The following is a 16,685-nucleotide window of genomic DNA, read 5'->3' as shown; positions in this document are numbered from 1 at the left end:
GTTACTGCTCGTCGTCCTTCAGGGTCCAGACCGGTCCGTCGGGGGTGTCCTCGATCCCGACGCCGGCGGCGGTCAGTTGGTCACGGATCGCGTCGGCGCGCGCGAAGTCGCGGTCCTTGCGGGCCGCGGTGCGCTGCGCGAGGAGGTCCTCCACGAGCGCGCCGAGCGCGGAGCGGGTGGTGGTGCCGGCCGCGCCGGTCCCGTCCCGCCCGGCCCACTGCGGGTCGAGCGGGTCGAGGCCGAGCACGCCGGTCATCTCGCGGACGGCCGTCGCGGCCGCGCGGGCGCCCGCGTGGTCGCCGTCGGCGAGGGCGGTGTTGCCCGCCCGCACCTGCTCGTGCGCGGCCGCGAGCGCGGACGGAGTGCCGAGGTCGTCGTCCATGGCGGCTGCGAACGAGCTGATGTCCGCCCCCGAGGCCGGCACCGGTCCGACGCGCTCGGCGACCCGCTGCACGAACGTCTCGATGCGCCGGTACGCCGACGCCGCCTCGGCCAGCGCCGCCTCGGAGTACTCGACCGTCGAGCGGTAGTGCGGCGCCACGAGGTAGTAGCGCAGCTCCACCGCCCGCACCCGCTCGAGCACCGCGGGGATCGTCAGGGTGTTGCCCAGCGACTTCGACATCTTCGCCCCGGCCATCGTCACCCAGGCGTTGTGCAGCCAGAAGTTCGCGAAGCCGTCGCCGGCGGCGTTGGACTGGGCGCGCTCGTTCTCGTGGTGCGGGAACACCAGGTCGAGCCCGCCGCCGTGGATGTCGAACGACGGCCCGAGGTAGCGGGTCGCCATCGCCGAGCACTCCAGGTGCCAGCCCGGGCGGCCGCGTCCCCACGGCGTCGGCCACGACGGTTCGCCCGGCTTCGCGGCCTTCCACAGCGTGAAGTCCCGCGGGTCGTGCTTGCCGCGCGAGGCCGCCTCGCCCTGCTCCATCTCGTCGGGCTTCTGCCCCGAGAGCGACCCGTAGGTCGGCCAGCTCCCGACGTCGAAGTACACGTCGCCGGAGCCGTTGTCGCACGGGTAGGCGTGCCCCGCGTCAATTAGCCGCGAGATCAGCTCGATCATCTCGGTGACGTGACCGGTCGCCCGCGGCTCGACGGACGGCGGCAGGCAGCCCAGGGCGTCGAACGCCGCGGCGAACGCGCGCTCGTGCGTGGCCGCCCACTCCCACCAGGGACGACCCGCCTCGGCCGCCTTCGCGAGGATCTTGTCGTCGATGTCGGTGACGTTGCGGACCAGGCTGACGTCGAGCCCCTGGTACATCAACCACCGGCGCAACACGTCGAAGTTCACACTGGACCGGACGTGCCCGACGTGCGGTACTCCCTGCACGGTCGCCCCACACACGTACATCGACGCCCGGCCCTCGTGCTGCGGGTGGAACTCCCGCAGCGCGCGTGCAGCGGTGTCGTACAGGTGCAGGCTCACCACGCGGATCCTACGGACCGCAGGTCACGAGCCGTGCGGGCCCCTGCGCCGGATTGGCCCGCCGGGCCAGTTCGCGGACGATCGCGACCCGGTCCGCCGGTCGGACGCGGACGGTGTCGCCGTCGAGCTCGACGAGCGCCCGCCCCTCGGCCCCGTCGACGACGGTCAGGGGCCCGACCCGCCGTCGCCCCGCCCGCGCCCCGAGCTGCAGCCGCCGGCGCGGGGGCTCGGCCCGCAGGGCCTCGATCCGCTTCCCGACGGCGGGTGGGAGCCGGTGGGTGGGTGCGCCCGCGAACAGCACGTCCGTGGGGACCTCCATCGCGGTGCCGGTCGGCCGCTCGTCGGGGAGTCGGGTGAGGACGAGGCGGGCGAGCGCCGCCACCAGGTCGGGTGCGCCGGTGCCGGGTGGTCGGGCGACGAGGTCCAGGCACCACGCGTGCCCCGGTCGCGTCTCGACCACGACCGTCAGCTCCCCGGACACCGCCGCCAGGAACCCGCGCGGTTCCGGGTCCCAGCAGCGGAGGTCGACGTCGACCTCCGGGCGTTCCAGGACGCGCAGCGCGTCGGCGAGGTCGGCGACCGGGACCGGGGCGCCCACCTCTGCGCCGTCCGCCAGCCCGCGGTCACGGAGCCCGTGCAGGGCGGCGTGGTCGGCGGCGTCGCGGTCCGGCAGCGTCGCCCCGTGATCGGGCACGTCGATCAGCACCGGCCGGTCACCCAGGCCCAGCCGACGCCACGCGGCCACGACCTCGTCCCGGCTCAGCACGAGCCGCCGCGTCGGCATCACCCCCCGATCACCGGCGGGGCGACACGTGGCAGCTCCCCGGCCAGGGCGTCGGGATCGTCCTCGACCAGGTAGGACGCCCGCGACAGCCGCTGCTCGACCGGACCGGTGGCACCCATCCCGCCCATGGGCGCGAACGGCACCCCGGCGTTCGTGGTGGTGCCGCGCGAGGCGAGCGCCGGTTCCAGCACGGACGCCCCGCCGAGCCGGGTGGGCTCAGCGGCGGCCCGGGTGAGAGCGGTCCCGGCCGTGCTGCTCCCGGCCGACCCGGTACCGCCGACCCCGGCGCCGAGGGAGCCGGAGCCCGGAGTTCCGCCCGCGCCGGCACCACCGGCACCGGTGCCGCCGACACCGGTGCTGCCGACACCGGTGCTGCCGACACCGGTGCTGCTGCCGAGGGAACCGGTGCCCGAGGCACCGCTCCCGACAGCGCCGACGCCGTTGCCGACCCCGCTCGGGCCGGTGCCGGCGAGCCCGCCCCCGACGACGCTGCTGCCGCTCGCGACGGTGCCGGAGAGCCCGCTGCCGACGGTGCCGGCGAGCCCGCCCCCGACGGACCCGGTGCCGCCACTCGGCCCGAAGACCGGCGCTGTGCCCACCCCTCCCGGTCGTGGCGCGGCGCCGGTCCCGGTCGACGCGGCGCCGGGCAGTCCGGGCCGTGAACCGGCCGCCGTCCCGCCCGGCCCTCCGGCGCCGGGACCCGGATTGGCCCCCGGCAGGCCGGGTCGCGGTGACCCGGTCGGTCCACCGCCACCGGCTGCCGAACCGGGCCCGAGAGACGGAACCGCTCCCGTGGAACCGGGTCGCGGCGACGCGGTCGAAGCATCGCCGATCGGACCGGCACCCGGCCGCGCCGACCCCGGCGTGGCCGCCGCTGCACCCGCGGCCCCACCGCCAGGCGTCGGGACACCCCCGCCCGGAGCCGTGCCGCCCACGCCACCGGGTCCCCCACCGACGCCCGGGGGTGCCGCGGAGCCACCACCCGCCGTCGGGACGGCTCCCGACACCAGCTCGATCCGGGGCGCGCCCTGCCCGGGCGACGAGAACTGCGGCAGCCCGGAGGCCCGCAGCGAGCTGAACTCCTGGTAGCGCCCCATCGCGGCCCGGGCCCGACGCTCGGCGTCGGCCGAGGCGTGCTCGGCGGAGTCGACGTCGAGGGCCGCCAGGGCACCGACCCCCTCCCACGTCTGCAACGTCACCGGCGGGCGCGGCACGGGCGGGCCCACCGCACCGCGCGTCGCCGCCAGCGCCCGGTTCTGCTCGTGGGACGCCGACCCGACCGCGTCGCTGAACCCCCGGATCTCGTCCGCCCACGGCCCCATGGGCCCGACCGCACCGCCCGCCGCCTGGGCCGCGGGCCCGGTCCGGGTGGCGGCGATGCCGGAGGTGGCGCGCTCGACGGAGCCCGCGACGTCGCGCAGTCGGGTCGCCAAGGAGTTCCACGCCCCGCCCGCGTCGGTGAACCCGGCGCCCCGCCCCTGCAGCTGCGCGTGGATGTCCGCGTGCGACCGCGTGTCCCAGTTCACGTCGAACACGCCCGCCTCCCCTCGCCAGGATCAGGCAAGCACGCGGTCCGCAGCCGTGGGTGCCGTTCCGGAGAAGTCCGCGGCGACGTGCACACCGGACATGCCGGGAAGCGTCGGAACCTGCGCCACGTGACACTCGCTACAGCGAGCCGCCGACCGCACCCGCCCGAGGTTCACCGCAGGCATCCCGGCCGGCCGGAGAACCTGTCGCCCTCGCGCCGGGCGACAGCTCTCAGCGAGGCAGCAGCAACGCCGTCGCGACCGCCGCGAGGCCCTCGCCGCGCCCGGTCAGCCCGAGCCCGTCCGACGTCGTCCCGGACACCGACACGGGACCGCCGACCGCCTCGGAGAGCACCTGTTCGGCCTCCCGACGCCGGGTGCCGATCTTCGGTCGGTTCCCGATGACCTGGACCGCGGCGTTGCCGAGGGACCACCCGTCGTCGTGAACGAGCCGACGCACCTCGCCGAGCAGACGCACGCCCGAGGCGCCGGCCCACTCCGGGCGCCCGGTGCCGAACACCGCGCCGACGTCGCCGAGACCGGCGGCGGAGAGCATCGCGTCACACAGTGCGTGGGCCGCGACGTCGCCGTCGGAGTGGCCGGCGCACCCGGACTCGCCCTCCCACAGCAGCCCGGCGACCCAGCAGGGCGCGTCGGCGGTGAGGGGATGCACATCCGTGCCGATGCCGATCCTCATGGGTCGAGCCCCGCTGCGCTCCGTCGCCCGGCCCTCACAGCGCTCTCACCAGGGCCTCCGCCATCGCGAGGTCGAGCGGCGTCGTGATCTTGAACGCGCGAGGGTCGCCCGGAACGGTGACGACCTCGCCGCCCAACGCCTCCACGAGCCCGGCGTCATCGGTGGCCCGGTTGTCACCCGCGGCCGCGTGCGCACGCCGCAGCAGCCCGACGTCGAACCCCTGCGGGGTCTGGACGGCGAGCAGACCGGTGCGGTCCACGAGCTCCACCCGACCGGTCGCATCGGCCCGGCGCACGGTGTCGGCCACGGGGATCGCCGGCACGACGGCGGGGTGGCCGGCGCGCACCGCCTCGACCACGGCAGCGACGACCGCCGGCGGGCACAGGCACCGTGCGGCGTCATGCACCAGCACCACGTCCGCGTCAGGGACCTCGGCGAGCCCGAGCGCCACCGACGCGACCCGATCGTGCCCACCCGGGACGACCCGACCTGCCGTCGGGACCGCCTTCGCCATCTCGTCGAGATGCTCGGGCGGGGCGACGACGATCACGTCGTCGACCACCCCGGACGCGAACAGACCGTCGACGGCACGGGTGACCATCGCGACTCCGGCGACCCGCACGAGGGCCTTCGGCAGCCCGGCTCCGAGACGTTCCCCGGAGCCGGCCGCCGGGACGACGGCCGCGACCCTCACGTCAGGAGGCGAGTACCTGGTCCAGCAGGGACTCGGCGGCCACCTCGTCGGTGCCCTCCGCGAGCGCGAGCTCGCTCACGAGGATCTGCCGCGCCTTGGCGAGCATGCGCTTCTCGCCGGCGGACAGTCCGCGGTCCTTCTCCCGGCGCCACAGGTCGCGGACGACCTCGGCCACCTTGTTGACGTCACCCGACGCGAGCTTCTCGAGGTTCGCCTTGTACCGGCGCGACCAGTTGGTCGGCTCCTCGGTGTGCGGGGCCCGCAACACCTCGAACACCTTGTCCAGACCCTCTTGCCCGACGACGTCGCGGACGCCGACGATCTCGGCGTTGTCCGCGGGGACCCGGACCGTGAGGTCGCCCTGGGCAACCTTGAGGACGAGGTACTTCTTCTCCTCGCCCTTGATCGTCCGGGTCTCGATCGCCTCGATGAGAGCGGCACCGTGGTGCGGGTAGACGACGGTCTCGCCGACCTTGAAAACCATGTGTCCTCTAGCCCCTTTCGCTGCTTCCAGGTTAACACGTCCGCGACATGTCGTCGGAGGGGGATTGCGCCGTAATCGCAGGTCAGGGGGTTGACAAGTGGTGTCGGACCGTGCTGGCCCAGGTCGGGAGGGTCGGGCGGGAGCCCGACGGGGCACGTCGGACGCGCCCCCGGACCCGTCCTGACGCTAGGGTGACGCCGATCCGACCGGCGCCCGGCGCGGGGCGGAGCCGAGCAGCTGATCGAGGAGGACCACGCGCCATGACCCGCCGATCGACGGGACGTCCGCGGACCGCGTTGCTCGCCGCCACGCTCCTGGGCGCGGCCGCGCTCGTCCTCTCGGGCTGCAGCGCCGGCGCCGTGACCCAGACCGACACCACCGTCTCGTCGGTGGTCGGCACCGAGGGCCAGGTCGGGCAGGTCCTGCTCCGCAACGTCACGCTCGACCCGGGCGCCAGCCCCGTGGTCCAGGCGGGCTCGACGGTGGCGCTGCGCGGCACGATCATCAACCAGGCGCTGCAGGACGACCAGCTGGTGTCGGTGTCGACGCCCTACGCGGGCCCGGCGCGCGCCGAGGGCTTCACGACGATCGTCGGGAACTCCTCGACCGCCATGGTCGGCGCGGACCCCGTCCCGGTCGGCCCGCCGTCGCCGACCAACCCGACCGCCTCGATGCGGATCACGCTCCCGCAGGTGTCGCAGGTGCTGCACGAGGGGCCGACCTACCCGGTCACGTTCACGTTCGCGCGGGCCGGCTCGGTCACGCTGCCGGTGTTCCTCAACACCACCACCGCGGTCCCCGCGAGCTGACCCTTCCCGACGCCGGGTCGTGCCCCGACCCGGCGCCGCGCGTGACTGTCGGGGGGTCGTCCTAGTCTCCGGCCCGTGAGCACGAAGACCCGTCCCCGCCCGTTCGAGTGCACGGCCTGCGGCTACACCGCGGCCAAGTGGCTCGGCCGCTGCCCGGGGTGCGGGGGCTGGGGGACGATCGAGGAGGGCCTGCCGCCCGCGGCCGCCGTCGGCGCGCCCGGTGGGGCCCCGAAGGCCGCCGCCCGGCCGTCGAGCCCGGTGCGGGCGATCGGCGAGGTCGGCCTCGAGACCGTCACGTCGCGGCCCACCGGCGTAGGCGAGCTGGACCGGGTGCTGGGCGGCGGGCTCGTGCCGGGCGCCGTCATCCTGCTGGCGGGCGAGCCCGGCGTCGGCAAGTCGACGCTGCTGCTCGAGGTCGCGGCACGGCGCGCCCGGTCGGGCGGCACCGTCCTCTACGTCACCGGCGAGGAGTCGGCGGGCCAGGTCCGGCTCCGGGCGGAACGCACGAACGCCGTCGTGCCGCACCTGTTCCTGTCCGCCACCGCGGATCTCGAGGAGGTCGCCGCGCACGTCGAGGCGGTCGACCCGGGGCTGCTCGTGGTCGACTCGGTGCAGACCGTCGGGTCGGCCACCGTGGAGGGCACGGCGGGCGGGGTGTCGCAGGTCCGGGCGGTGACGTCGGCGCTGGTCGCGCTCGCCAAGCAGCGGGACCTCCCGGTGGTGCTCATCGGGCACGTCACGAAGGACGGTGCGGTCGCCGGCCCGCGCACCCTGGAGCACCTGGTCGACGTGGTGCTGAGCTTCGAGGGCGAGCGGCACTCGACGCTGCGCATGGTCCGCGGGCTGAAGAACCGGTTCGGGCCGTCGGACGAGGTCGGCTGCTTCGAGATGTTCGACGGCGGGATCAGCGAGGTCACCGACCCGACGGGCCTGTTCGTCGGGACGATGACCGGTGGGGTCGCCGGGCAGGCCGTCACCGTGACGATGGAGGGCAAGCGGCCCCTCATGGCCGAGGTGCAGGGACTGGTGACGCCGGTCGGGAAGGACGCCCCGGCGCGCCGCACCGTGTCCGACCTGGAGTCCTCGCGCGTCCTCAAGATCCTCGCCGTGCTGCAGCAGCACGGTCGGCTCTCGCTCTCGCAGTCCGACGTCTTCGCCGCGACCGTCGGCGGCATGAAGCTGCGCGAGCCCGCGGCCGACCTCGCGATCGCCCTGGCCGTCGCATCGGCCGCCCGGAACTCGCCCCTGCCCTACGGCGTCGTCGTCCTCGGCGAGGTGGGGCTCACCGGCGAGATCCGGCGGGTCACGGCCACCGACCGCCGGCTGGCGGAGGCGGCCCGGCTGGGCATCCGGCAGGCGATCGTGCCGTTCGGGCCGGGCACCGTCGCCCCCGCCGGGATGACGCTGACCGAGGTCGACGACGTCAAGGGCGCCCTCGCCGCCGTGGGGCTCGCGGGAGGTGCTAGGGAACGAGGGTGAACGTCGCCGGGTCGCTGATGGTCCCGTCGAGGCGCGTCAGCAGCTGGTAGGTGCCCGCCGGCACCGCCTCGCGGCCCGACGGGCAGCCCGGCGCCGACGTGCGGCCGGCCCAGCGCAGCGAGAGGACCTGCTCCTGTCCGGGCACCAGGGTCCGGACGTCGGGGGCGCCGCCGGGAGCGCAGTCGTCGCTGCCCCACAGGCCGTCGCCCGGCTTGATCACCACGGCCATGGCGGTGCGGGCCGGTCCGAGGTCGCGGGTGCAGGGCGTCTTGCCGGTGTTGGTGACGACGAGGCTGAACAGCGGGCGCTCCGCGAGCGTGTAGCGCGGCCTGTCCGTGCGCGCCGCCACCTTGAGCGCCGCGTCCTGGCAGGGCGGCACCACCGCGGGGGCGGGCGGCGGGGCCGGGGCCGCGGTGGTCGGAGTCGGGGTCACGGAGAGCTGCTGCGGGTCCGTCGAGCCGGCACCGAGCAGCGGCGGGGTCGCTCCGCCCGGGAACACGGCCGCGGTGGGGGCGCCGAAGGCACCCAACGACCCCGCACCGCCCGGCGGCACCGCCAGCGCACCGCTGGAGGCGACCGGGGACGGCGGGGCGCTCGGGGTGGGGGCGGGCGCGGCGACCTGCTCGGTCCCGTCGGCCGACGCCGCGGCGCTGACCGCCCACACCACGAAGGCCAGGACGAGGACGACGACGATCGCAGCGACGGCCCGCCGTCGCCAGTACACCGACGGCGGGAGCGGTCCCACCGGCTCCAGCATGTGACGGACGGTAGAAGTGAGGTTGCGCCGTGCGATCACCCCGCGCCGGTCCGTTCCCGGAACTCACCCCGTCGAGGCACCCCGCGGACCGCGCGGCAGGATCGGGCGCGATGCCCGACCGTCCCCCCGTCGCTCCGCTCGCCCCGACCCTCGCCGACCGCCTGCTCCCCTGGTTCGCCGCGAACGCCCGCGACCTGCCCTGGCGCGCACCCGGGACCACCGGCTGGGGCGTCCTCGTCAGCGAGATCATGCTCCAGCAGACCCCGGTCGTCCGCGTCGACCCGATCTGGCGGGAGTGGATGGCCCGCTGGCCCCGACCGTCGGACCTGGCCGCGGCGCCGACCGCCGAGGTGCTGCGCGCCTGGGGCAAGCTCGGCTACCCCCGTCGGGCGCTGCGTCTGCAGGCCGCGGCGGCCGCGATCGCGGCGGAGCACGACGACGTCGTGCCGCACGACGTCGACGTCCTGCTCGCCCTGCCCGGGATCGGTACCTACACCGCCCGCGCCGTGGCAGCGTTCGCCTACGGCCGCCGCTGCCCCGTCGTCGACACCAACGTCCGCCGCGTCGTGGCCCGGGCCGTCCACGGTCGGGCCGAGGCCGGCGACGCCGCCGCGCGCGACCTCCCCGACACCGAGGCGCTCCTGCCCGCCGACGAGGCCGACGCCGCACGCACGTCGGCCGCGCTGATGGAACTCGGCGCGTGCATCTGCGTCGCCCGCGGGCCGCGCTGTGCCGACTGCCCCGTCGTCGACCTCTGCGCCTGGCAGCAGGCCGGCCGCCCCGCCTGGGACGGCCCGGTGAAGAAGGGCCAGCGCTGGGCGGGTACGGACCGCCAGGTGCGCGGCCGCCTGCTCGACGTCCTGCGCGGCGCCACCGGGCCGGTCGACGCGACCGCGCTCGAGGCGGCGTGGCTCACCGACCCGGCACAGCGCGCCCGCTGCCTCGACTCACTGCTCGTCGACGGCCTCGTCGAACAGCTCGCCGACGGCCGCTTCGCCCTGCCCGGGGAGACGTAGGCTCGGGACATGGCCGTCGTGAAGATCAATGCCATCAAGGTCCCCGAGGGCAACGGCCCGGAGCTCGAGCGCCGGTTCGCCGCCCGTGGCGAGGCGATCAAGGACACCCCGGGCTTCCTGGGCTACGAACTGCTGCGCCCCAGCGCGGGGGACGACCGGTACTTCGTCTACACCCGCTGGGAGTCCGAGGAGGCGTTCGCCGCCTGGCGTGACGGTGGCGCGGCCGCCGCGGCGCACGCCGGCGAGCGCAAGCAGCCGGTGTCCTCCGGGGCGGACCTCATGGAGTTCGAGGTCGTGCTGTCCGTCGGCAAGCCCGGCGGGGAGTCCTGAGCGAACCCGACGTCGAGCGCGCCGCGGAGCTCCTCCGCGGCGCCTCGGCCCTGGTCGTCGCGGCCGGCGCCGGGATGGGCGTCGACTCGGGGCTGCCGGACTTCCGCGGCCCGGAGGGGTTCTGGCGCGCCTATCCGCCCTACCGGCGGCTCGGCCTGCGCTTCGAGGAACTGGCCGACCCCGAGCACTTCGACGACGACCCCGAACTCGCCTGGGGCTTCTACGGCCACCGTCTCGCGCTCTACCGCGCGACGGTGCCGCACGCCGGCTTCGGGGTCCTCCTCGGGTGGTCCCGCCGCCTCCCCACGCGGGTCTTCACCTCCAACGTCGACGGGGCGTTCCAGGCCGCGGGCTTTCCCGACGACGCCGTGGTCGAGTGCCACGGCGCGATCGGCTCCCTGCAGTGCAGCCGCCCCTGCTCGGACGCGACCTGGCCGGCCGACGACGTGGAGGTCGCCGTCGACGAGGACACGATGCGGGCCCGCGAGCCGCTGCCCGCCTGTCCGCGGTGCGGGGCGGTCGCGCGGCCGAACATCCTCATGTTCGGCGACGGGTCGTGGGTGCCGGGCGTGCACGCCGAGCGCCTGGCCGCCCACCGGGACTGGCTCCGCCGACACGACGACGTCGCCGTGATCGAGCTCGGCGCCGGCACCGCGGTGCCCACCGTCCGCCGGCACGCCGAACTGGCGTCCGCCGCGTCCGGGCGCCTCGTGCGGGTCAACGTCCGCGAGCCGGAGGTCCGGCACGGTCGTGGCGTCGGACTCGCGGCGGGCGCCCGGGACACCCTGCTCGCCCTCGACGGGCTGCTCGTCGACGCCTGGGCCTGACCGGCGGCCCGCAGCGGAGCCTCCCACCGGGACCCTGGTGCTGCTGCTCTGCGCGTTCATCACCGGCGTCGCACTGCTCGCCGGGATCGCGGTGTCGGCCCAGCTCGAGGCGGTGCGGGCCGGGGTCTCCGACCCGCTCCTCCTCGACGCCGACGACGACGGTGTCCCCGCCGCCCGCGCGGCGGCGGGTAGCTGACATGGCCTGTCAGCTCATGGGGTAGGACTGACGCGTGCGCGCCAGTCGGTTGCTCTCCGTGCTGCTCCTCCTGCAGACACGTGGGCGTATGACGGCGCGCGAGCTCGCCGACGAGCTCGGGGTCTCGATCCGGACGATCTACCGCGACATGGACGGGCTGGCGGAGTCGGGGGTCCCGGTCTACGCCGACCGTGGTCCCGACGGCGGGTACTCGTTGCTGGAGGGCTGGAGCACCCGCCTGACGGGGATGTCGGCCGAGGAGGCGGACTCGCTCGCCCTGGCCGGCATGCCCACCGCGGCCGCCGAGCTCGGTCTCGGGCGGGTCCTCGCGGCCGCCCAGCTCAAGGTGCACGCGGCCCTCCCCGACGAGCTCGCCGAGCGCTCCCGGCGCATCGCCGAACGCTTCCACCTCGACGCGCCCGGCTGGTTCCGCGAGGCCGACCAGGTGCCGACCCTCACCGGGATCGCCGACGCCGTCTGGAACCAGCGGGTCGTACGGATCCGCTACCGCCGCTGGGGGGACGAGGAGGTCGACCGGGACCTCGAGCCGCTCGGCGTCGTCCTGAAGGCGGGCGTCTGGTTCCTCGTCGCCCAGCCGTCCGGCGACGGGACGGCGCACACCTACCGGGTGTCGCGGGTCGTGGCGTTCGAGACCCTCGACGCGCACTTCGAACGACCCGACGACTTCGACCTCTTCCGCTACTGGACATCAGCCGCGGAGTCGCTGACCGCCGCCTTCTACCAGGCCGAGGCCGCCGTGCGGTTGTCCCCGGGCGCGATGGAGTTGGCACCGGTGGTGCTGCGGCCGCACACGGCGCGGGCCCTCGCGGAGCGTTCCTGGCCCACCGACGACGCGGGCTGGACCTGCGCGGTCATCCCGATGGAGTCGATCGCCGCGACCCGGTCGGAGCTGCTGGCGCTCGGCCCCGAGGTGGAGGTCGTCTCGCCCGCGGCGCTGCGCGAGCAGATGTCGGAGGCGGCGAAGGGACTGGCGGCGCTGTACCAGGCCTGAGCGGTGAGGCCTCCGAAATGCGACGCGCGCGCGGCGCTCCGGCCACCCCGCCACCCGGCGCTGGCGACCCCTGCGCGTCCCGCACACACTCCGACTCCCGAGCCACCCGCCTCGCGCGACTCCTACGCGCGGCGCACACACGTCCGCTGGCGACGCGACTGCCTGGGCCGGACTATGTGCGCGACGCGCAGGAGTCGCGACAGCCCTGGCTGCCTCCGGCCGAACTGTGTGCGCAACGCGTAGGAGTCACCTGCGCACTCGTCCCTGCCGGCGGACGTGTACGGCGCTCAGCTGAGCATGATCACAGTCGAGTGGACGCCCATGGCTGTTGTCGATCTTCGGAACAGCCATGACGGTCCCCCCGAGGTGATCACGGTCTTGGTCGGGGTCGCTCGACGTCACGCACACCGGACGATCACGACACACCGGCGTCAACCTCCCTCCGCTACCGTCGAGCGGGACGGTGGACGGGCCGCCGGGGGATCGGGGTCGACGTGGCCGAACGGGACGAGGCGTCGGCCGCACCGGAGCCCGCGACCGAGGACGCACCCCGACGCTCGGGGTGGCGGCGTCAGTACTCCCCCGAGGAGATCGAGGCCGCGAAGCAGCAGTGGCGCGACATGCGGCCGTGGGACAGCCCGATGGCCCGGGCCGACAAGGTCCTGATCGGCTGCATGGTCGGGGCGTTCGTGCTCGCCATGGCCACGCTCCCGCTGCGCCCGTTCCTCCTCGCGTCCCACCCGACGGTGCTGGCCGCGGTGACGGGGAGTTCCTCGGCGATCGGCGCGGGGGCCGCGTTCGCGCGCATCGGTCAGGCGGACCTGTGGCTCGTGATCGTCGCGGGCATCGTCGGGAAGGCGAAGTTCGACTGGCTGTACTGGTGGGCCGGTCGCCGCTGGGGCGCCAAGGGCGTGAAGTTCTTCGTTCCCACGGATCGGGCGCAGCGCTTCGTCGAGCGGGTGCGGTCGTGGCCGATGTGGGCGATGTTCCTGCTCGTGATCGCCGCGGCCCTCCCCGGCGTCCCCGCGCTGCTGGTGTACCTGCTCGCCGGACTCGCCGGCTCGTCCTTCGTCGCGTTCCTCGCGGCGAGCATCATCGGCGCGGGTGTGATGACGGGGCTGGTGGCCGGGCTCGGGTACGCGCTCGGGCAGTCGGCCGTCGACGTGGTTCTCGTGGTCGACCGCTACGCCCTCTGGATCAGCCTGGCCGTCGCCGTCGTCATCGCGGTGCAGGCCGGCCGCTCGCAGGGCAGACGGCAGCGGCGGGCGGCCGCGACCCGGAGCTGACCGTCAGCGACGGCGCAGCGTGGCCCACACGCCCCGCGCCACGCCGGTGACCGCGGCCCGGGTGACGTCGGCCCAGTCGAAGTAGTCCCGCCACAGGACGATGCGCCCGTTGCGAACCTCGAAGGTGCCACAGACCCAGAACGCGATCCGGACGCGGCCCGCGATCGCCACGTCGGTGCGCTCGGTCAGCACCGTCGAGCCGTTCGCCGCCAACCGGTGCGTGTGGATCTCGAACCCGGTGAGCGGCCGGGCCATCGAGCCGAGGACGCGCATCGTCGCCTCGCGCCCGCGGGCCGGCGGCAGCGAGACGTTCTGGTAGACGACGTCGGGGTCGAGCAGCTCCCCCACCGCGTCGACGTCGAGACGGGCGAGGGCGGCGAGGAAGGTCTCGACGACCTGCGCCTCCGTGCTCGTGGGTGCGCTCATGTCAGACCTGTGCCCACCACGCCGGACACACGAACGCCCCGGTCACCACGAGGGTGACCGGGGCGTCGTCGCCTGCGAGGACTACTCCGAGGCCGTCGCGACCTCGGGGGTGTCCGGCACCGGGGTGGGCTTGGCCTCGCCCCGGAACGTGAACTTGGCCGACTCCGGAGCGGGCTTGGTGACGCCCTTGTCGTCGAGCTCGGGGGTCCAGCCCTCGACGTCGACGAGCACGATCTGGCCGGGCTCGATCTCCCCGAACAGGATCTTCTCCGAGAGCTGGTCCTCGATCTCCCGCTGGATGGTGCGGCGCAGCGGACGGGCACCGAGCACGGGGTCGAAGCCGCGCTGCGCGAGCAGCTTCTTCGCGGCGTCGGTGAGCTCGATGGACATGTCCTTGTTCTGCAGCTGCTTCTCGGTGCGACCGATCATCAGGTCGACCATCTGCACGATCTCGTTCTCGCGCAGCTGGTGGAACACGACGATGTCGTCGATGCGGTTGAGGAACTCGGGCCGGAAGTGCTTCTTCAGCTCGTCCGTGACCTTGTTCTTCATGCGCTCGTAGTTCGACGACGTGTCGGCGCCGGACTGGAAGCCCAGGCCCACGGCCTTCGAGATGTCCTGGGTACCGAGGTTCGACGTGAACACGATGACCGTGTTCTTGAAGTCGACGACTCGACCCTGACCGTCGGTCAGGCGGCCGTCCTCGAGCACCTGCAGGAGGGTGTTGTAGACCTCCGAGTGGGCCTTCTCGATCTCGTCGAAGAGGACCACCGAGAACGGCTTGCGGCGCACCTTCTCGGTGAGCTGGCCGCCCTCCTCGTAGCCGACGTACCCGGGAGGGGCACCGAAGAGCCGCGAGGCGGTGTAGCGGTCGTGGAACTCGCCCATGTCGATCTGGACGAGCGCGTCGTCGTCACCGAACAGGAACTCGGCGAGCGCCTTGGTCAGCTCGGTCTTCCCGACGCCCGAGGGCCCCGCGAAGATGAACGACCCCGACGGACGCTTCGGGTCCTTGAGGCCGGCCCGCGTGCGGCGCATCGACTGGGAGACCGAACGGACGGCCTCCTCCTGTCCGATGATCCGCTTGTGGAGCTCGTCCTCCATGCGGAGCAGACGGGTCGTCTCCTCCTCGGTGAGCTTGAAGACGGGGATGCCGGTCCAGTTGGCCAGCACCTCGGCGATCAGCTCGTCGTCCACCTCGGCGACGACGTCGAGGTCACCGGACTTCCACTGCTTCTCGCGCTCGGACTTCTGGCCGAGGAGCTGCTTCTCCTCGTCGCGCAGGCGCGCGGCCTTCTCGAAGTCCTGCGCGTCGATCGCCGATTCCTTCTCGCGACGCACGTCGGAGATCTTCTCGTCGAACTCGCGCAGGTCCGGCGGCGCGGTCATGCGGCGGATGCGCATGCGGGCGCCGGCCTCGTCGATCAGGTCGATGGCCTTGTCCGGCAGGAACCGGTCGTTGATGTAGCGGTCGGCCAGGGTGGCCGCCGCGACCAGCGCCGGGTCGGTGATCGAGACGCGGTGGTGCGCCTCGTACCGGTCGCGCAGGCCCTTGAGGATCTCGATGGAGTGGGCCACCGAGGGCTCCCCCACCTGGATCGGCTGGAAGCGGCGCTCGAGCGCGGCGTCCTTCTCGACGTGCTTGCGGTACTCGTCGAGCGTCGTCGCACCGATGGTCTGCAGCTCACCGCGGGCCAGCATCGGCTTGAGGATCGAGGCGGCGTCGATCGCGCCCTCGGCGGCACCGGCACCCACGAGGGTGTGGAGCTCGTCGATGAACAGGATGATGTCGCCGCGGGTGCGGATCTCCTTGAGGACCTTCTTCAGGCGCTCCTCGAAGTCACCGCGGTAGCGCGAGCCCGCCACGAGCGACCCGAGGTCGAGCGTGTAGAGCTGCTTGTCCTTCAGCGTCTCGGGGACCTCGCCCTTGACGATGGCCTGGCCGAGGCCCTCGACGACGGCGGTCTTGCCGACGCCGGGCTCGCCGATGAGGACCGGGTTGTTCTTGGTCCTCCGGGAGAGGACCTGCATGACCCGCTCGATCTCCTTCTCCCGGCCGATGACCGGGTCCAGCTTGCCCTCGCGGGCGGACTGGGTGAGGTTGCGACCGAACTGGTCGAGCACGAGGGACGACGACGGGGTGCCCTCGCCGCGCTGGCCGCCGGACTCCGCGGGCTCCTTGCCCTGGTAGCCCGAGAGCAGCTGCAGCACCTGCTGGCGCACCCGGTTGAGGTCGGCCCCGAGCTTGACGAGGACCTGGGCGGCGACGCCCTCGCCCTCACGGATCAGCCCGAGCAGGATGTGCTCGGTGCCGATGTAGTTGTGGCCGAGCTGCAGCGCCTCGCGCAGCGACAGCTCCAGCACCTTCTTGGCGCGCGGGGTGAACGGGATGTGCCCCGAGGGGGCCTGCTGACCCTGGCCGATGATCTCCTCGACCTGCTGACGCACGCCCTCCAGGGCGATGCCCAGCGACTCGAGGGCCTTGGCGGCGACGCCTTCGCCCTCGTGGATCAGTCCGAGCAGGATGTGCTCGGTCCCGATGTAGTTGTGGTTGAGCATCCTGGCCTCTTCTTGGGCCAGGACGACCACCCGCCTCGCGCGGTCGGTGAACCTCTCGAACATTCGTCACTCCTGACTGCTGCGCCGGCGGACTCCCGCGCACTCCCCCGCCGTCACCGACGACGGGAACCCCGCGGACCCTGGCTGGTGCTCACACCGTGACCGAGCACCGTACGACCATCCTAGTCGCCGGGACCGACACCACCCGGTGTCGGCGGTTGCCGCACCGTGACGCCAGCCACGTCGGTCTCGGATGACCGATTCTGCTCGCACGACCACCATGCGTGGTCGTACTCGCTCCAACGATGCCCGTTCCACCGCTGTTCCGGGAAGGCGTTCGCTACCGGAGAAACCCCGGATCGGGCGATCCCGACGGGTTTCGG

At 74.0% G+C, this 16,685-nt stretch carries 17 protein-coding genes; 8 read left to right on the top strand and 9 right to left on the bottom strand.

Annotated elements, in window-relative coordinates; genetic code table 11:
- Position 1: 1 nt before the first annotated feature.
- The 6 genes from cysS to A3CO_RS0115775 all read right to left on the bottom strand — a co-directional run bounded on the left by cysS (position 2) and on the right by A3CO_RS0115775 (position 5,605).
- Positions 2-1,420, bottom strand: coding sequence for a cysteine--tRNA ligase (gene cysS / locus A3CO_RS0115800; RefSeq protein ID WP_026204659.1), 1,419 nt, complete (start codon positions 1,418-1,420; stop codon positions 2-4).
- A gap of 10 nt (positions 1,421-1,430) precedes the next feature.
- Complete coding sequence (locus A3CO_RS0115795) at positions 1,431-2,204, bottom strand: ESX secretion-associated protein EspG (RefSeq protein ID WP_157647599.1); 774 nt, start codon at positions 2,202-2,204, stop codon at positions 1,431-1,433.
- The gene (locus A3CO_RS35940; RefSeq protein WP_051085962.1) at positions 2,204-3,739 is read right to left on the bottom strand and encodes a hypothetical protein; all 1,536 of its coding nucleotides are present in this window, start codon (positions 3,737-3,739) and stop codon (positions 2,204-2,206) included. Before A3CO_RS35940 ends, A3CO_RS0115795 begins: the two co-directional genes overlap by 1 nt.
- Before the next feature lie 223 nt (positions 3,740-3,962).
- Positions 3,963-4,427: a 2-C-methyl-D-erythritol 2,4-cyclodiphosphate synthase gene (ispF, locus tag A3CO_RS0115785; RefSeq protein ID WP_018333221.1), complete on the bottom strand. Its 465-nt coding sequence runs from the start codon at positions 4,425-4,427 to the stop codon at positions 3,963-3,965.
- A gap of 34 nt (positions 4,428-4,461) precedes the next feature.
- The gene (ispD, locus tag A3CO_RS0115780) at positions 4,462-5,121 is read right to left on the bottom strand and encodes a 2-C-methyl-D-erythritol 4-phosphate cytidylyltransferase (protein WP_018333220.1); all 660 of its coding nucleotides are present in this window, start codon (positions 5,119-5,121) and stop codon (positions 4,462-4,464) included.
- A gap of 1 nt (position 5,122) precedes the next feature.
- Positions 5,123-5,605, bottom strand: a complete 483-nt coding sequence (locus A3CO_RS0115775; RefSeq protein WP_018333219.1) for a CarD family transcriptional regulator — start codon at positions 5,603-5,605, stop codon at positions 5,123-5,125.
- 260 nt (positions 5,606-5,865) lie between these two features.
- On the opposite strand from A3CO_RS0115775, the gene A3CO_RS35935 reads away from it, so the two are divergent.
- Both A3CO_RS35935 and radA read left to right on the top strand, forming a co-directional pair.
- On the top strand, positions 5,866-6,414 hold the full coding sequence (locus tag A3CO_RS35935) for a copper chaperone PCu(A)C domain-containing protein (RefSeq protein WP_018333218.1): 549 nt from the start codon (positions 5,866-5,868) through the stop codon (positions 6,412-6,414).
- Positions 6,415-6,489: 75 nt separating this feature from the next.
- Positions 6,490-7,893, top strand: coding sequence for a DNA repair protein RadA (radA, locus tag A3CO_RS0115765; RefSeq protein ID WP_018333217.1), 1,404 nt, complete (start codon positions 6,490-6,492; stop codon positions 7,891-7,893).
- On the opposite strand, the gene A3CO_RS0115760 is transcribed toward radA, so the two are convergent.
- Positions 7,877-8,650, bottom strand: coding sequence for a hypothetical protein (locus A3CO_RS0115760; protein WP_018333216.1), 774 nt, complete (start codon positions 8,648-8,650; stop codon positions 7,877-7,879). The two genes, radA and A3CO_RS0115760, sit on opposite strands and share 17 nt — an antisense overlap.
- 110 nt (positions 8,651-8,760) lie before the next feature.
- Here A3CO_RS0115760 and A3CO_RS0115755 point away from each other — a divergent pair, with 110 nt between their 5' ends.
- The 6 genes from A3CO_RS0115755 (at position 8,761) to A3CO_RS0115730 (ending at position 13,317) form a co-directional block, all read left to right on the top strand.
- Positions 8,761-9,666 carry an HhH-GPD family protein gene (locus A3CO_RS0115755; RefSeq protein ID WP_018333215.1) on the top strand — a complete coding sequence of 302 codons (906 nt, stop codon included), beginning with the start codon at positions 8,761-8,763 and terminating at the stop codon, positions 9,664-9,666.
- 9 nt (positions 9,667-9,675) lie between these two features.
- A complete protein-coding gene (locus A3CO_RS0115750) occupies positions 9,676-9,996 on the top strand; it encodes an antibiotic biosynthesis monooxygenase family protein (RefSeq protein ID WP_018333214.1) in 321 nt (106 codons plus the stop codon).
- A 74-nt stretch (positions 9,997-10,070) separates the two neighbouring features.
- Positions 10,071-10,823 (top strand): Sir2 family NAD-dependent protein deacetylase, encoded by a 753-nt coding sequence (locus tag A3CO_RS0115745; RefSeq protein WP_018333213.1) that lies wholly within the window; start codon positions 10,071-10,073, stop codon positions 10,821-10,823.
- A 37-nt stretch (positions 10,824-10,860) separates the two neighbouring features.
- Positions 10,861-11,019, top strand: a complete 159-nt coding sequence (locus A3CO_RS38110; RefSeq protein ID WP_018333212.1) for a hypothetical protein — start codon at positions 10,861-10,863, stop codon at positions 11,017-11,019.
- Between the two features lie 34 nt (positions 11,020-11,053).
- On the top strand, positions 11,054-12,031 hold the full coding sequence (locus A3CO_RS0115735) for a helix-turn-helix transcriptional regulator (RefSeq protein WP_026204657.1): 978 nt from the start codon (positions 11,054-11,056) through the stop codon (positions 12,029-12,031).
- Between the two features lie 494 nt (positions 12,032-12,525).
- Positions 12,526-13,317, top strand: coding sequence for a DedA family protein (locus A3CO_RS0115730; RefSeq protein WP_018333210.1), 792 nt, complete (start codon positions 12,526-12,528; stop codon positions 13,315-13,317).
- Positions 13,318-13,320: 3 nt separating this feature from the next.
- Here A3CO_RS0115730 and A3CO_RS0115725 read toward each other — a convergent pair whose 3' ends face one another.
- The gene (locus tag A3CO_RS0115725) at positions 13,321-13,743 is read right to left on the bottom strand and encodes a limonene-1,2-epoxide hydrolase family protein (RefSeq protein WP_018333209.1); all 423 of its coding nucleotides are present in this window, start codon (positions 13,741-13,743) and stop codon (positions 13,321-13,323) included.
- Positions 13,744-13,824: 81 nt separating this feature from the next.
- Positions 13,825-16,365, bottom strand: a complete 2,541-nt coding sequence (locus tag A3CO_RS0115720; protein ID WP_026204656.1) for an ATP-dependent Clp protease ATP-binding subunit — start codon at positions 16,363-16,365, stop codon at positions 13,825-13,827.
- Positions 16,366-16,685 lie beyond the last annotated feature (320 nt).

It is taken from the genome of Actinomycetospora chiangmaiensis DSM 45062 (assembly GCF_000379625.1).
Taxonomy (GTDB): Bacteria; Actinomycetota; Actinomycetes; order Mycobacteriales; family Pseudonocardiaceae; genus Actinomycetospora; species Actinomycetospora chiangmaiensis.
Note: the sequence above shows the minus strand (reverse complement) of the source record. Positions and strands in the feature narration are given on the sequence as shown.

What these genes read in the sequence shown, in the direction of transcription:
- A3CO_RS0115795 (WP_157647599.1), bottom strand. Translation starts at nt 2,204, where the DNA reads ATGCCGACGCGGCGGCTCGTGCTGAGCCGGGACGAGGTCGTGGCCGCG.
- ispF (WP_018333221.1), bottom strand. Translation starts at nt 4,427, where the DNA reads ATGAGGATCGGCATCGGCACGGATGTGCATCCCCTCACCGCCGACGCG.
- A3CO_RS0115775 (WP_018333219.1), bottom strand. Translation starts at nt 5,605, where the DNA reads ATGGTTTTCAAGGTCGGCGAGACCGTCGTCTACCCGCACCACGGTGCC.
- A3CO_RS35935 (WP_018333218.1), top strand. Translation starts at nt 5,866, where the DNA reads ATGACCCGCCGATCGACGGGACGTCCGCGGACCGCGTTGCTCGCCGCC.
- A3CO_RS0115760 (WP_018333216.1), bottom strand. Translation starts at nt 8,650, where the DNA reads ATGCTGGAGCCGGTGGGACCGCTCCCGCCGTCGGTGTACTGGCGACGG.
- A3CO_RS0115755 (WP_018333215.1), top strand. Translation starts at nt 8,761, where the DNA reads ATGCCCGACCGTCCCCCCGTCGCTCCGCTCGCCCCGACCCTCGCCGAC.
- A3CO_RS0115750 (WP_018333214.1), top strand. Translation starts at nt 9,676, where the DNA reads ATGGCCGTCGTGAAGATCAATGCCATCAAGGTCCCCGAGGGCAACGGC.
- A3CO_RS0115745 (WP_018333213.1), top strand. Translation starts at nt 10,071, where the DNA reads ATGGGCGTCGACTCGGGGCTGCCGGACTTCCGCGGCCCGGAGGGGTTC.
- A3CO_RS0115725 (WP_018333209.1), bottom strand. Translation starts at nt 13,743, where the DNA reads ATGAGCGCACCCACGAGCACGGAGGCGCAGGTCGTCGAGACCTTCCTC.
- A3CO_RS0115720 (WP_026204656.1), bottom strand. Translation starts at nt 16,365, where the DNA reads ATGTTCGAGAGGTTCACCGACCGCGCGAGGCGGGTGGTCGTCCTGGCC.